Origin of the sequence: Haloplanus ruber (assembly GCF_024494725.1) — an archaeon.
Classification (GTDB): Archaea; Halobacteriota; Halobacteria; order Halobacteriales; family Haloferacaceae; genus Haloplanus; species Haloplanus ruber.
Map to the genome: position 1 here is coordinate 386,331 of NZ_JANHDK010000002.1, position 13,432 is coordinate 399,762.

The 13,432-nt window shown below is 69.0% G+C and carries 15 protein-coding genes; 8 read left to right on the top strand and 7 right to left on the bottom strand.

The features are described 5' to 3' along the window. Positions 1 to 59 precede the first annotated feature (59 nt). Positions 60 to 1,163, top strand: coding sequence for a glycosyltransferase (locus NO878_RS10025; RefSeq protein WP_256405848.1), 1,104 nt, complete (start codon positions 60 to 62; stop codon positions 1,161 to 1,163). 119 nt (positions 1,164 to 1,282) lie between these two features. Here NO878_RS10025 and NO878_RS10030 read toward each other — a convergent pair whose 3' ends face one another. Continuing rightward, the gene (locus NO878_RS10030; RefSeq protein WP_256405849.1) at positions 1,283 to 1,447 is read right to left on the bottom strand and encodes a hypothetical protein; all 165 of its coding nucleotides are present in this window, start codon (positions 1,445 to 1,447) and stop codon (positions 1,283 to 1,285) included. 217 nt (positions 1,448 to 1,664) lie between these two features. Between NO878_RS10030 and NO878_RS10035 the strand changes: the two genes are divergently transcribed. From NO878_RS10035 to NO878_RS10060, 6 genes are all read left to right on the top strand, one after another. Continuing rightward, complete coding sequence (locus NO878_RS10035) at positions 1,665 to 2,000, top strand: DUF8134 family protein (protein ID WP_256405850.1); 336 nt, start codon at positions 1,665 to 1,667, stop codon at positions 1,998 to 2,000. A 115-nt stretch (positions 2,001 to 2,115) separates the two neighbouring features. Next, entirely contained in the window at positions 2,116 to 3,894 is a 1,779-nt protein-coding gene (locus NO878_RS10040) for a nitrite/sulfite reductase (protein ID WP_256405851.1), read from the top strand. Between the two features lies 1 nt (position 3,895). Further along, the gene (locus NO878_RS10045) at positions 3,896 to 4,180 is read left to right on the top strand and encodes a DUF6360 family protein (protein WP_256405852.1); all 285 of its coding nucleotides are present in this window, start codon (positions 3,896 to 3,898) and stop codon (positions 4,178 to 4,180) included. 85 nt (positions 4,181 to 4,265) lie between these two features. Then, a complete protein-coding gene (cobA, locus tag NO878_RS10050) occupies positions 4,266 to 5,105 on the top strand; it encodes a uroporphyrinogen-III C-methyltransferase (RefSeq protein ID WP_256405853.1) in 840 nt (279 codons plus the stop codon). A 31-nt stretch (positions 5,106 to 5,136) separates the two neighbouring features. Then, positions 5,137 to 6,153: an anthranilate phosphoribosyltransferase gene (locus tag NO878_RS10055; RefSeq protein WP_256405942.1), complete on the top strand. Its 1,017-nt coding sequence runs from the start codon at positions 5,137 to 5,139 to the stop codon at positions 6,151 to 6,153. A gap of 34 nt (positions 6,154 to 6,187) precedes the next feature. Further along, positions 6,188 to 6,532 (top strand): ferredoxin, encoded by a 345-nt coding sequence (locus NO878_RS10060; protein ID WP_256405854.1) that lies wholly within the window; start codon positions 6,188 to 6,190, stop codon positions 6,530 to 6,532. Here NO878_RS10060 and NO878_RS10065 read toward each other — a convergent pair whose 3' ends face one another. Continuing rightward, positions 6,533 to 7,174 (bottom strand): precorrin-2 dehydrogenase/sirohydrochlorin ferrochelatase family protein, encoded by a 642-nt coding sequence (locus tag NO878_RS10065; protein ID WP_256405855.1) that lies wholly within the window; start codon positions 7,172 to 7,174, stop codon positions 6,533 to 6,535. It lies immediately after the preceding gene. 79 nt (positions 7,175 to 7,253) lie between these two features. Between NO878_RS10065 and NO878_RS10070 the strand changes: the two genes are divergently transcribed. Next, positions 7,254 to 7,610 (top strand): hypothetical protein, encoded by a 357-nt coding sequence (locus NO878_RS10070; protein WP_256405856.1) that lies wholly within the window; start codon positions 7,254 to 7,256, stop codon positions 7,608 to 7,610. Positions 7,611 to 7,670: 60 nt separating this feature from the next. Here the strand turns inward: NO878_RS10070 and NO878_RS10075 are convergent, their stop codons facing one another. The 5 genes from NO878_RS10075 to NO878_RS10095 form a co-directional block, all read right to left on the bottom strand. Further along, entirely contained in the window at positions 7,671 to 7,994 is a 324-nt protein-coding gene (locus NO878_RS10075) for a DUF8062 family protein (RefSeq protein ID WP_256405857.1), read from the bottom strand. A gap of 152 nt (positions 7,995 to 8,146) precedes the next feature. Then, positions 8,147 to 9,862 (bottom strand): formate--tetrahydrofolate ligase, encoded by a 1,716-nt coding sequence (locus NO878_RS10080; RefSeq protein WP_256405858.1) that lies wholly within the window; start codon positions 9,860 to 9,862, stop codon positions 8,147 to 8,149. A gap of 89 nt (positions 9,863 to 9,951) precedes the next feature. Further along, positions 9,952 to 10,467, bottom strand: a complete 516-nt coding sequence (gene cgi121, locus NO878_RS10085) for a KEOPS complex subunit Cgi121 (RefSeq protein ID WP_256405859.1) — start codon at positions 10,465 to 10,467, stop codon at positions 9,952 to 9,954. Beyond that, a complete protein-coding gene (locus tag NO878_RS10090; RefSeq protein ID WP_256405860.1) occupies positions 10,464 to 12,722 on the bottom strand; it encodes an ATP-dependent DNA helicase in 2,259 nt (752 codons plus the stop codon). The genes cgi121 and NO878_RS10090 overlap by 4 nt, the downstream gene beginning before the upstream one ends. Before the next feature lie 69 nt (positions 12,723 to 12,791). Further along, positions 12,792 to 13,364 carry a halocyanin domain-containing protein gene (locus NO878_RS10095; protein WP_256405861.1) on the bottom strand — a complete coding sequence of 191 codons (573 nt, stop codon included), beginning with the start codon at positions 13,362 to 13,364 and terminating at the stop codon, positions 12,792 to 12,794. Positions 13,365 to 13,432 lie beyond the last annotated feature (68 nt).

Sequence of the window (13,432 nt, forward strand, 5' to 3'; positions counted from 1 at the left end):
GCGGCGGCGGTGAAAAGCCTCCCGCCCGGCTTAAGCCCGTCCCGCCCGCAGGGAGGACGATGGCCCGGATCGCGGTCCTCCACAACACCCTCGACGGTCGCGGCGGCGCCGACGCCGTTTGCCTTCACGTCTGTGCGGCCCTGCAGGACATCCACGACGTGACGCTGGTTACCCTCTCGCGGTCGTCACTGTCGACGCTGAACCGCCTGTTCGACACCGACGCGGCCGTGCCCGTCCACCGCCCGCCGGGCACCGCGCTGGTCTCCCGGGCGTTCGACGCCCTGCCCGAACGGGTCGGTCCGGCGCTCGCTCCGCGGAGCGTCCTCCTCGACCGTGCCTTCGCCCGTCACGCCTCCCGGTTCGACGCGGCCGTCAGCACCGCCAACGAGTTCGCGCTGTCGCTCCCGTCGGTCCAGTACGTCCACTTCCCGCAGTTCAACCGGCGGTGGACGCCGGTCGGCGAGGGGGGTCGCCTCGACCCACTCTGGAGTCGGCTGGCCGGTCTCGGCGACCGCCAACTTCCGGCTGACGCCCGCCTTCTCGCCAACTCGGGGTGGACGGCCGACGCCGTCGAGGACATCTACGACCGGCGGCCGACGGTTTGCCATCCGCCGGTCGATCCGCCGCCGACCCCGCGCCCCTGGGACGACCGCGAGGACGGCGTCGTGGTCGTGGGACGGCTGGCGCCGGACAAGCGGCCGCTCCGGGCGATCCGGATCGTCGACGGCGTCCGCGACCGGGGTCACGACCTCCACCTCCACCTCGTTGGGTCGTCGTCCATGTACCCCGACTACGCCGACCGCGTCGCCGCCGCCGCGGCCGCCCGACCGTACGTCAACCTCGACCGCGACGCGCCCCGTGAGCGGATCGACACGCTCCTCGAAACGCACCGCTACGGTCTCAACTGCAAGCCGCGAGAACACTTCGGGATGGCGGTCGCGGAGTACGTCGCCGCTGGGATGGTGGCGTTCGCCCCCGATGCGGGAGGGCAACGAGAGGTACTGGACGGCCGCTCCGACCGACTGTTCGAGTCGACGGCCGACGCCGTCGAAACCGTTGCCGCCGCCGTCGCGGCCGACGCCCGTCCGACGCTCCCCCGCGACCGCTACGCGAGCGAGCGGTTTCACGCCGCCGTCCGGGACCACGTCGCGGCAATCCTGTAGCCGTCGCTCGGAGCTAGATCGTCACACCGCGCCGGTGTGGACGGCGTACATCGCCCCGCGGCCGTCAGCGTCGGCGTGTCGACGAATCTCGGCACCCCGGTCGAACCGCAGAAGAACGCTCAGTCCTGCCCGGCGCCGTCGCGCGTCTCACTCAGATGTTCCCAGATTTCCGTACAGCCCGCGCCGGCTTCGACGTCGGAGAGATGATTTCGCTCTTCGGCGCCGTCGTCTCGCTCGGCGTCGGCCTCCGTCGAGCCCGTCACGGTCTCGCTTTTCTCGGTCATCGATACGTTCTAGGCGATACGGTACCATAAGGCCGTGCCCCCGCGTAATCGCTACCCGTTCTCCCGCATGGAGGCGGTCCTTTCCGGTATCCGTGACGGGGTGATACGCCGAAAATCGGCCGCTGTCGGTCGATTCGGGGCGTACGTCGGAGCGTGACGACCGGCAATCGTCACGGACGCCGACGGGCTTACCGCCGTCGGGCTGTAAGCTGCGGCTATGACGACCGACGTTCACCAGCTCGACGACGGTGCCTGGGTCAGTGTCAACGACTCCCGCGAGGTGAACGTAAGCGACCTCTGGCGGCTCGCAGCCCACGATTTCTGTGCGTGTGCGCTCGCCGACTTCCTCGCCGAGGGGTTCGTCGAGGTGAGCGCCGACGGCGCGAACGTCGAGGGACGGATCGCCGGTCGCTGTATCCAGTGTGGCGCCGAGGGCGTGACCGACTGGCTGACGCTCGGCCGCGTCGATCCGGACACCGGCGAGTTCCGGCCTGTCGTCCCCGAGAGCGTCCACCTTCCTGGCCGCCGCCGTCGCCCCGCCGCGCCGCGCTGACCGCTCGCCGCGTGACTCGCATATAGCGGCAACAATCTCCTCGTCCCCGGAGAGGCGGGAAGGTTGGCGGTGGGACCGACGGTATATACGTTTGGGTCTATTCTAGCCCGCCATAATGCCGTCAAAGGTCGAGCGCTGGAAAGACGAAACCTACGGAATGGAGATCCGGGAGCATCTTCTCCGGTTCGCGGAGGAGGGCTGGGACGCCATTCCGGAAGACGAACACGACGCCTGGTTCGAGCGGTTCAAGTGGTGGGGGCTGTACCACCAGCGGAAGGGCCAAGAGAGCTACTTCATGATGCGCATCGGGACGCCGATGGGCCGCATGACGCCGGAACAGCTCCGCACCGTCGGCGAGGTGGCCCGCGACTACGCCACCGGCCCGGTCGAGAACCCCGAGTTCGGTGACGCCTACGCCGACTTCACGACCCGGCAGTCGATCCAACTTCACTGGATCAAAGTCGAGGACATCCCCGACATCTGGGACGAACTCGAATCCGTCGGGCTCTCGACGATCCAGGCCTGTGGTGACTCGTGGCGCAACATCGTCGGCTCGCCCGTCGCCGGCCGCGACGCCGACGAACTCGTCGACGTCTGGCCCATCGTCCAGGAACTCCACGAGAAATTCAAGGGCAACGACCTCTACGCAAACCTGCCCCGGAAGTGGAAGGTCGCCATGACTGGCGACCGCCGTGGCTCCGGCCAGGGCGACATCAACGACCTCGCCTTCGAGCCCGCGATCAAGGAACTCGACGGCGAGGAGGTCGAGGGATTCAACGTCAACGTCGGCGGTGGCCTCTCCCGCAAGGAACCGCGGTTCGCCCGCGACATCGACGTCTTCTGTCGCCCCGAGAACGCCGCGGACGTCGCCGCCGGCATGTCCTCGCTCTTCCGTGACTACGGCGACCGTGACGACCGCTTCAACGCCCGCATCAAATTCCTCATCGACGAGTGGGGTCCCGAGAAGATGCGCTCGGTCCTGCAAGAGGAGTATATGGACTACGAACTCCCGACCGCCGGCCAGGGACTCCGCGACGAGTACGACTACAACGCCGGCCGCACGGACGCCCACGGCGACTACATTGGCGTCCACGACCAGAGCGACGGGCAGAACTTCGTCGGCCTCTCGGTGCTCGTCGGTCGGATGAGCGCCGACGACGTGATCGAACTCGCTGACCGCGCCGAGGCGTACGGCTCCGAGATGATCGGCCTCACCCAGCGACAGAACCTCATCGTTGGCGACATCGCCGATGAGGACCTGGACGACTTCCTCGACGAGGATCTGTTGGAGGAGCACTCGCCTGACCCCCACCCGTTCATGCGCGGCTCCATCGCCTGTACGGGCACCGAGTACTGCTCGCTCTCTATCGTCGAGACGAAAAATCGGATGGTGCGGTACGGGCGCTGGCTCCGGGACAACGTCGACCTCCCCGAGGGCGTCAACGACTTCCACATCCACCTCTCGGGCTGTACCGCGTCGTGTGCTCAGCCACAGATTGCGGATATCAGCCTTCGTGGCATGAAAACGCGAAAGGACGGCGACGCCGTGGAGGCGTTCGACGTCGGCCTCGGCGGCGGCCTCGGCGAGAACCCGACCTTCGCCGACTGGGTGAAGATGCGCGTCCCTGCCGACGAGGTTCCGGGCTACATCGCCAACCTGCTCGAGGCCTTCGAGGCGGAGCGGGAGAGCCCAGAGCAGTCCTTCCGTGACTTCGTCGCCGAACGCGACGAGGACGAACTCGCCAACCTCGCGGAGTCCGCGGAGACGAGCTACGAGGACCCCTATCTCGGCAACACGAAGCTGACGTGGTACCCCTACGCCGAGGACACCAGCATGGACGCCTCGCCGGCGCCGACCGACCCCAACGACCAGCCGCTCCCCTCGGACGACTGAGATGGCCGACCGCGTGCTGAAGGTCAACGCCTTCACGACGTTCGACCTCCTCGACGCCCGTATCGAGGGCCACGGATTCGAGGAGGAGGCCTTCGCCACGCTCAACGTGCGGACGGCCCGGAACGACCCCGAGGAGGTATCGCTCGACCTCGAACTCGACAACACCCAACTCGACAGCGTGCCCGCCCACGCCGACCGGGTCAGCCTCTCGGCCGCGGAGGCCCGGACCCTCGCGGCCGAACTCCAACAGGCGGCCGAGCGCGTCGACGAGGCCGGGGACGCATGATCCGCCGTCTCCCGACCCTCGTGACGACGGACGCGGGCACGTGGGCACCCCCACAGGCAACGAATTACCACGACACACCCCAACGATGAGCACGACGACCACCGGCACGGTGTATCTCGTCGGGGCCGGCCCGGGCGACCCCGAACTCATGACGGTGAAGGCCCGCCGACTCCTCGACGAAGCGGACGTCGTCCTCCACGACTCGCTCGTGGGCGACGGCGTGATCGAATCGATCCCCGACCCCACGCGGGTCGAGAACGTCGGCAAGCGCGCCGGCGGCGAGCGAACCCCCCAGGCCGAGATCAACGACCGCCTGATTCGCGAGGCACAGGCCGGCCGGGACGTCGTCCGTCTGAAAGGCGGCGATCCGACCATCTTCGCCCGCGGCGGCGAGGAGGCCGAACACCTCGCGCGCCACGGCGTCCCCTTCGAGGTGGTGCCGGGGGTCACAAGCGCCATCGCCGCCCCAGGGGTCGCTGGCGTCCCAACGACTCACCGGGACCACGCCTCGGCGCTCGCGGTCGTCACCGGCCACGAGGACCCGACCAAGGCCGATAGCGCCCTCGACTGGGGGGCACTCTCCGGTCTCGTCGCCGCCGGCGGCACGCTGGTAATCCTCATGGGCGTCGGCCGGCTCCCGGACAACGTGGCGGCGCTCCGCGCCAACGGCGTCGCGCCCGACACGCCCGTCGCCATGGTCGAACGCGCCACCCTCGACGACGAACGCGTCGTCGCCGGGACGCTCGACACCGTCGTCGACCGGGCCGACGAGGCGGCCGTCGAACCCCCCGCCGTCACCGTCGTCGGCGAGGTGGTGGGTGTCCGCGAGACGGTCGCCCACTGCCTCGGTGGTACCGACGCGGCCGTCGAGGGGTCGACGCTCGCCGTCCCCGAGCGAGTCGTGGGGGTGACCGACAGTGACTGAATCTGACGGCGACTGGCCGCTCAAGCGCCTCATGACCGAGGTTGTCGGCTCCGGCACCAAGTCCGCCGAGGACATGACCCGCACGCAGGCCGCCGAAGCCATGCGGCGCATCCTCGACGGCGACCCCGATCCGACGACGCTCGGCGCCTTCTGGCTCGCTAACCGCTGGAAGCACAACACCCCGACCGAACTCGCGGCGTTTACCGACACGATGTGTGACCGGGTCGAGTACGTCACCCCCGACGCCGACCCCGTCGACTGCGGCGCGAACTACGACGGCAAGGGACGGTCGGCCGTTCTCGGCGTCGCCGCCGGTGTCGTCGCCGCTGCCGCCGGCACGCCCGTCGTCGTCCACTCCGGCGACCGGGTGCCCACGCAGAAACAGGACGCCTACAAGCACGTCCTCGACGAACTCGGGGTCGCGACCGAACTCACGCCCGGGGACTCCGCGGCCATGGTCGACGACGTGGGCTTTGGCTTCTACTACCAGCCGTCGTTCAACCCTGTCGTCGCCGACCTGTTCGACCGCCGCGACCGGATGGGCGTCCGCACGTTCGTCAACACCGTCGAGACGCTCGCCAACCCCGCCGGCGCGAGCGTCCACCTCGGCTCCTTCTATCACCTCGCCTTCGCGAAGAAGGTGGTCGAGACCTTCCAGCAGAGTGCGTTCCACGACCTCGACCGGGTCGTCATGTTCCAGGGCATGGAAGGGTACGACGACATCCGCCCCGGCTACACGAAGGTCGCGGACTGGCGGGCCGACGGCGAGTTCGACGACTACGAGATCGAGACCGCCGAGTACGGTATGGACTTCGAAACCGAGGATCTGGGCGTTGCGGACGTGGCCGCCGACAGCGCCCGTCTCACCCGCGAGGTGCTCGACGGCGACCGCACCGACCACTGGTACGACGCCGTCGCGCTCAACGCGGCGGTTCGGGTTTACGCCGGCGACGGCGCCGACTCGCTCGCGGACGGTCTCGACGCCGCCCGCGACGCCATCGACGACGGCTCGGCCGCGGCCGTCCTCGACGACCTTCGGGCCTTCTGACGGGGTTTAACTCCCTACCCAACCATCCACGATTATGAGCGACGACACCGACGAAGTCCGGCGTCCGAGCGACGTCGGCGACGCCGACGCACCTCCCGTCGAGGCGAAGCCCTACAAGGTCATCTTCGAGGCGAACAAGTGTATCGGCACCGGGAAGTGCGCCGAGGTGTCTGACAACTGGGACCTCGATCTCGACACCGGGCTGGCACGGCCGAAGACCTACTACGTCGACGAGGCCGACCTCGGGCACAACGTCCGCGCCGCCGAGGTCTGTCCGGCGAAGAAAGGGCGAGGAGTCATTCACGTGATCGACCGCCGCACCGACGAGGAGATTGCCCCCGATCCTGCGGGTGACGGGACGCTGAGCGTCGACTGGTAATCAGTTCTCCAACGCCGCCTCGACCACCCGCTCGGCCACGGCCCGCACCTCCGCCTCGCCGTCCCGCGCGGCCGCCCACACGGCCGACGACTCGGGGACCGCCCGGATCGCCGCACGGCGGGCGTCCGGAGAGACGTCCCGTTCCTGTAACTCCGTCCGCAGATCGCCGACGACTGTCGCTACTGCCCCCGCGCCGGCCACTGTCGACTCCAGTTCCCGGCGCAGGTGCCGGCTCACCGCCGGACTGGTCCCGCTCGTCGTGACCGCGACGGTGACGGGACCGTCAGCGACGGTGGCGGGGACGACGACGCTTCCCGTCTCGCGGTCCCCGCTCCGGTCGGCGCGGTTGACGAGGACGCCCGCCTCACGGGCGTGACGTTCGATTGCGGCGTTGAGCGCGCCGTCGTCCGTCGCCGCGATGACCAGGGCGGGAGCGGCAGTGTCGAGCCACGCGGGCACGTCAGCGGGGGTGGGCGCCGCGCGGACGAACTCGCTGGCGCCGAAGTCGGCGTCGGCAAACGCCGGGCTGACGACGACGACGCGTGCCTCGCGGGCGAACCGGCGCGCCTTCCGGGCGCCGACGGCGCCGCCGCCGAACACCAGCACTACCTCGTCGTGGAAGTCGTGGACGAGCGGGATCACGGTGACACCTCGCGGCCGTCGGTGAAAAGTCGTCCCCCGCAGTCCGAACCGTTATGACGCCGACTGCGTATCCTGTCCTATGCTCGGACGGGTACTGGGCTGGCTTGGGGTAGGTGACGGCGGCGGCGAGGACGCCGGCACCGACACCGACCTCGATTGGGTCGATCCGAACGTCGAGTACGGCGGCGACGGACCGCTGCGGCGGTACACGTGCGCCGAGTGTGACGCTCCCATCGAGGGCTTTGGCCCCGACCGACAGGTGACCTGTGCGGACTGCGGGACGGTGTTCAAAGGCGTCCTCGTGCCCGATCACGCGGTCTGCCCGGACTGCGAGTCGCGGATCGACGACGCCGAGTTCTTCCCCGAGACGCGGCAGGACACCGAGTTCGCCGACTGCGGGGCGTGTGGCTACCGCTGGGAGAGCGATCCGCGGTAACGCCTCCCGTCGCTCTTCGGTGGACGGCCACCGCTTCGCCCGCGGCCCCGCTTGCCCCGTTCACTCGGCCCCGCTCACCGTCTCCGTCCCGCCGTCCGCGCCCTGTAACGTCACCTCGTGGCGAGTGTGACGGGCGTGCGTCTGCGCCCAGCGCCGCGCGGCCGACTCCGAGAGCCGTTCGACGCCGCTGGGACAGTGCCGGCAGGCCGCCCGCCACGTCGCCACGTCGTCGGGGTAATGCCCCGTGTGGCGCTCGTGGTCGAGCGCGAACTGTTCGACGGCACGATTTCCTGCCATCAGTTCGTCGAGTTCGTACGAGAGGTCCCACTCCCGTCCACAGCGCTCGCAGGTAACCGTCGGGAGGTCGTCGATCCGGTCTGACACGGCGGCGTGTACGTCGCCAACGCTATTGAACGATTGGACGGAGGCGGCGGTGGGGGGACACCCGCCGCGGTCCGTCGTCGTCCGCCGGAGGATATCCGACGGACGTGATAATATCGTGGCCGGACTGAAATAATACTCCCGCCGATTGTGGCCTAAAACAGGCCGCTGACGTTCCCGTCGGCGTCGACGTCCATCCCCTCGGCGGCGGGTTCGGCTGGCAGGCCCGGCATCGTCAACACGTCACCGGTGAGGACGACGACGAAGCCCGCTCCGGCGTCGGGGTAACACTCGCGCACTGTGAGCGTCCAGTCGAGCGCCGGTGCGCCCTTCCGACTCGGATCGTCGGTGGTCGAGTGCTGGGTCTTCGAGAGACAGACCGGCATGTCGCCGTACCCCTGTTCTTCGAGGCGTTCGAGGTCCTCGCGGGCGTCCTCGGTGAAGTGGACGTCCGAGGCACCGTACACCTCGGTGGCGACCGTCCGGATCTTCTCTGTGAGGTCTTCCTCGATGCCGTACAGGGGTTCGAAGTCGCCTTGCTCGCTGTCCGCGAGGTCTTTCGCCGTCTCGGCCAGGTCGGCGGCGCCCGCGCCCCCGTCGGCGAAGGCGTTCGAGACGACGACCGGGTAGCCCTCTCGCTCGCAGTGGTCGATGATGGCCTGAATCTCCGCGTCGGTGTCCGTCGGGAAGCGGTTGATCGCGACGACGAAGGGGACGCCGAACTGTTCGATGATGCCCGCGTGGTGATCGAGGTTCGTCATCCCGGCCTGGACCGCCTCGGCGTCGGGTTCCTTCAGGCGGTCGTAGTCCACCGGCCACATCTCGAGGCCGTGATACTTCATCGACCGAACGGCGGTCGTCAGGACGGCGGCGTCGGGCGCGACGCCCCGCCGCGAGACGATGTTGCCGAACTTCTCGAAGCCGAGATCCGCGGCGAAGCCCGCCTCGGTGACGAGATAGTCTCCGAGAGCGAGACCGAGTTTGTCCGCCACGAGCGAGTTCGTCCCGTGGGCGATGTTGGCGAAGGGACCGCCGTGGACGAAGGCGGGCGTCCCCTCGATGGTCTGGACGAGGTTCGGGCGCAGGGCGTCTTTCAGGAGCATGGCCATCGCGCCTTGGATGCCCAGGTCGTCGACGGTGACGGGGTCGCCCGCCGAGTCGTAGGCGACGATGGTCCGTGCGAGACGCGCTTTCAGGTCCGACAGTGAGTCGGCCAGACAGAGCACCGCCATCACCTCGGAGGCGGCCGTGATCTGGAACCCCTCCTCGCGGGGCGGGCCGTTGGTTGACCCGCCGAGACCGACGACCACCTCGCGAAGCGCGCGGTCGTTCATGTCCAGCGCCCGCTTCCAACTCACCTCGTCGACGTCCACGTCGAGGTCGTTGCCGTAGTGGACCTTGGTATCGAGCGTCGCCGAAACGAGGTTGTGGGCCGTCGTCAGCGCGTGGAGATCACCCGTGAAGTGGAGGTTGATGTCCTCCATGGGAAGCACCTGGGAGTGACCGCCGCCCGCCGCGCCACCCTTGATCCCGAAGACGGGTCCGAGCGACGGTTCGCGTACCGCGACGACGCCACGCTCGCCGATGTGGTTGAGTCCCTGCCCGAGACCGACCGTCGTGACGGTCTTGCCCGCCCCCTTGGGCGTCGCTGTCGTCCCCGTTACGAGGATCAGTTTCCCCTCGTCGGCGTCCGACAGCGTCCGCTGGATCGCGTCCTGTTCGATCTTCGCGATGCCTTTGCCCTGTGGATCGAGATCCGACTGCGAGAGTCCGAGGTCGCCGGCAACGTCGGCTATCGGGCGTGTCTCCGTCGCCCGTGCGATCTCCATGTCCGTCGGTGCGTCGTCGCCGCCTGTGTCGTCCGAAGTCATCCGTTCGAGATAGACCACCGCCACATATGTAAGCCGCGACCCGGGCGATTTTCACATCATCTTTTGCCGACGACGCCCCTCGTAGCCCGTCACTTCTCCACGTCGAGCAGGGCGACGCGTTCGTGAACCAGATCGGTCAGGTCGCCGTCGACAGCGTCGAGTTCCGCCGCCGGCACGTCGAAGAAGGCTCGTACGCGCTCGGCGTCGACCGCGTCGAGCGTCGGCGTCGGATCGAGCGCGAGTCGGTCACGCAGGGCGGTCGCCGCGGCCGATTCGGCGTCGCTCTCACCCGTCGTGCCCGCGTCGTCGACGACAGCCGCGACCGGCATCCGCCCCTCGCCGACACCCATCTCGAGGGCGTCGTCGATCTGTCGGCGGCCCGCGGCGTACAGCAGTATCTCGACGCTCCGCTCGCGTGCGACGTTCTCCCCGCGGTCGAACGCGCGGTCGGCCAACGCAACCGCCCGCTCCAGGTGCCTTCGGTCGACGAGATAGCGCGCGTCGAACGCTTGGACCGTGACGCCGTACTCGTCGGCGACGGTATCGAGCGTCGACAGCGTTCCGTCGAGGTCGTCGATGTCGGCGACCCCCTCGACGACGATCATCCGAAATCACCCAGGTTGGCCTGGCCGTCGGCGTCGGCCGGTCGGTCGGTCGTCGAGTCGTTCGTGTCGTCGTCGACGGCCGTCCCCTCGGCGGCGCTCACGCCGTCCATCGAGGGGTCCTGCCGGCCGGCGTTCTCTAGGACTCGCTCGGCGGTGCGCTCACGCCCCCGCAATGCCCCGAGGACGACTGACTTCTCGGCCTCCCGGAGGTCCGCCCGGGACTCGACACCGGCCTCGTAGAGCCGCCGCGCGCGCTTGCGGCCCACCCCGCGGACGCCCGTGAGGTCGAGCAACTCCTCGCGGACGCCGTCGGCGACCCGCTTTTTCGCCTCGCGCACCGCGACGGCCGAGTCGAGTTCGAGTTCGACCGCCAGACGCTCGGCGGCGCCCAGCAACCACTCCGCGGTGTCGACCTTGCCGCGAACGTCGCCGGGACCGACGCCGTATCGCTCGGTAACCCGGTCCTCGTCGACTTCGCTCGCCCAATCCTCCAGCAGTTTGGCCGTCTTCAGCGCCGACAGCCACTCCTCGAAGCGCACGTCCTCGAACTCGGAGGGGACGCGGCCGAGCAGTTCCGTCTCGCGTTCGTAACACAGTTCGGTGTAGGTCTCCCGGTCCCCCGACTTCAGGTAGAGCTGGTACATATCGGGCGTCCGACAGACGAGGTGATAGAGGCCGAGAGCGGTCGGCTCCTCGCTCGCCCGCAGGCCGTCGACGATTTCAGCTGCGCTCATCGGATCTAGGTAGAGCCGGGAGACGGTGTGGCCCAAGTTTGTCGCCGCGAGGTCACCGTCCGACCGCTCGACGAAGTCGTTGGCGACGAGATACTCGATCACGCTGTCGACGACCGACTCCAAGCGCTCGGTCGTGTCGCTCTGGGCCGCGTACAGCGTTCGGTCGAGGAACTCGAGGAGGCCGTCGCGACTCCGGGCGAACCCGGAGGCGACCGTCGCCAGCAGGTGGGTCCGCATCGCCGGCTCCCGGGCCAGTTTCGACTGCACCGGCTCCGGGTCGGCGTGGACGTATCGCTCGAACAACTCGTCCATGGTGTCGTGATCTTTCGCCAGCAAGATCGCCTCGCCGTAGGGGTCGAGTCCCGGCCGCCCGGCGCGGCCGAACATCTGGTGGACCTCGAGGACGTCGAGGGGTTTCATGCCCCCGAATTCGCCGTCGTATCGCCGCCAGTCGCGGACGATCACCCGTCGACTGGGGGTGTTGACCCCCGCCGCCAGCGTCGGCGTCGCACAGATGGCCTTCAGCAGGCGGTCGCGGAAGGCGTCCTCGACGAGCGACCGGTGTTCGGCCGAGAGGCCGGCGTGGTGGAAGGCGGCGCCCGTTCGCACCACTGCGGCGAGGTCGTCGCTCGTCTCGGTGTCCGAGACGCCCGCCACCTCGTCGGCCAAGGCGGCCAGTTCGTCCCGTTCGTCGTCGGTGAGATGTCTCTCGGTCACGTCGGCCTGTCGGCGGGCCGCCGCCTCGGCGTTCCGCCGGGAGTTGACGAACACGAGCGACGAGCCACCCTCCCCGAGGGCGTCGTCGACGAGTGCGGCGGTCGGCCGCTCGCCCCGGCCCACGGGCACCTTCCGCCTGCTGTCGTCGCCAAAGGTGATGGCGTCGCCGTAGTGGACGCCGGTCCGGAGGTCGACCGGCCGCCAGTCCGACGCGACGAGTTCGGCGTCCAGCCAGTCGGCCACCTCGTCGGCGTTGTCGACGGTCGCCGAGAGCGCGACGACCTGCAGGTCCGGGTTGATCCGCCGGAGTTTCGCCAGCGTCACCTCCAGGGTCGGCCCCCGGTTCGGATCGTCGACGAGGTGGACCTCGTCGGCGACGACGCAGGTGAGGTTCTCGATCCACGGCGCGCCGTTGCGCACCAGTGAGTCCACCTTCTCGCTCGTCGCGACGACGATGTCGCGGGAGGAGAGCCACTCCTCGCTCGACTCGTAGTTACCCGTCGAGATACCCACCTCGACATCGAAGTCGGCCCAGCGCTCGAACTCGGCCTTCTTCTCGCTGGCGAGCGCGCGGAGCGGGACGACGTACAGCGCCTTGCCGCCTCGTTCGACGCTCGACAGCATGGCGAGTTCCGCGATCAGGGTCTTGCCGCTCGCGGTCGGGACGCTCGCGACGAGGCTATCGCCCCGGGTGACGCCGGCCTCGACGGCCGCGGCCTGTGGCGGGTAGAGTTCCTCGATCCCCGAGTCGCGGAGAAACTCGGGAACGCCCGACGGGAGGCCGGGCACGTCGGTGGGGTTCATCGGTCGGTGGCCCTTGGCGCGGCCCCGCGTTTACGCTTTCGGGTCGGCGACGGCCCCACGACGGTCGTCTCAGCGGCTCACGAGGACGCCTTTCATCCCTAACGCCCGGTGGGGCGTACAGTAGTACCGCCACGTTCCCGCCTCCGGGACAGTGTACTCGAACGTCGCGGCGCCGCCCGACACCGGCTCTCCGCTGTCGAAGTCGCCGGTTGCCGCGACGATGTTGTGGAGGCCGCCGCTCCCGGTCCACTCCCAGACGACCGTCGTCCCCGGGTCGACGCGGACGGCGGCCGGATCGAAGGCGAACCCGCCGCCGTTTCCCTCGGCGCCGACGGCGACGGTCACCTCGTCCCGGCCGGTGCGGTCGACAACCGTCCCGTCGTAGTTGCTCGTCCCCGAGAGGTAGTCGTCGATCCCGCTCTCTCCCTCCGTCGCCGACCCTTTCTCGGTCGGCGTTGGCGTGTCGGTCGCGGCCGTCGTCGCCGTCGGGCTGGGTGTTCCGGTCGGCGCTGGCGTGTCGGTTGCCGTCCCGGTCGCCGTCGATGTGCTGTTCGCTTCGGTGTCGCCCCCAGAACAGCCGGCGAGGGCGAGACCGACGGCGGCACCCAGCGCTCGCACGAATCGCCGTCGTTCGCGTCTCATCGGGCCGACGTTTCGGCGACGCCCTGTTAAGTCGTTCGGTCAAAATTCCTTAATCCGGGTACAATACT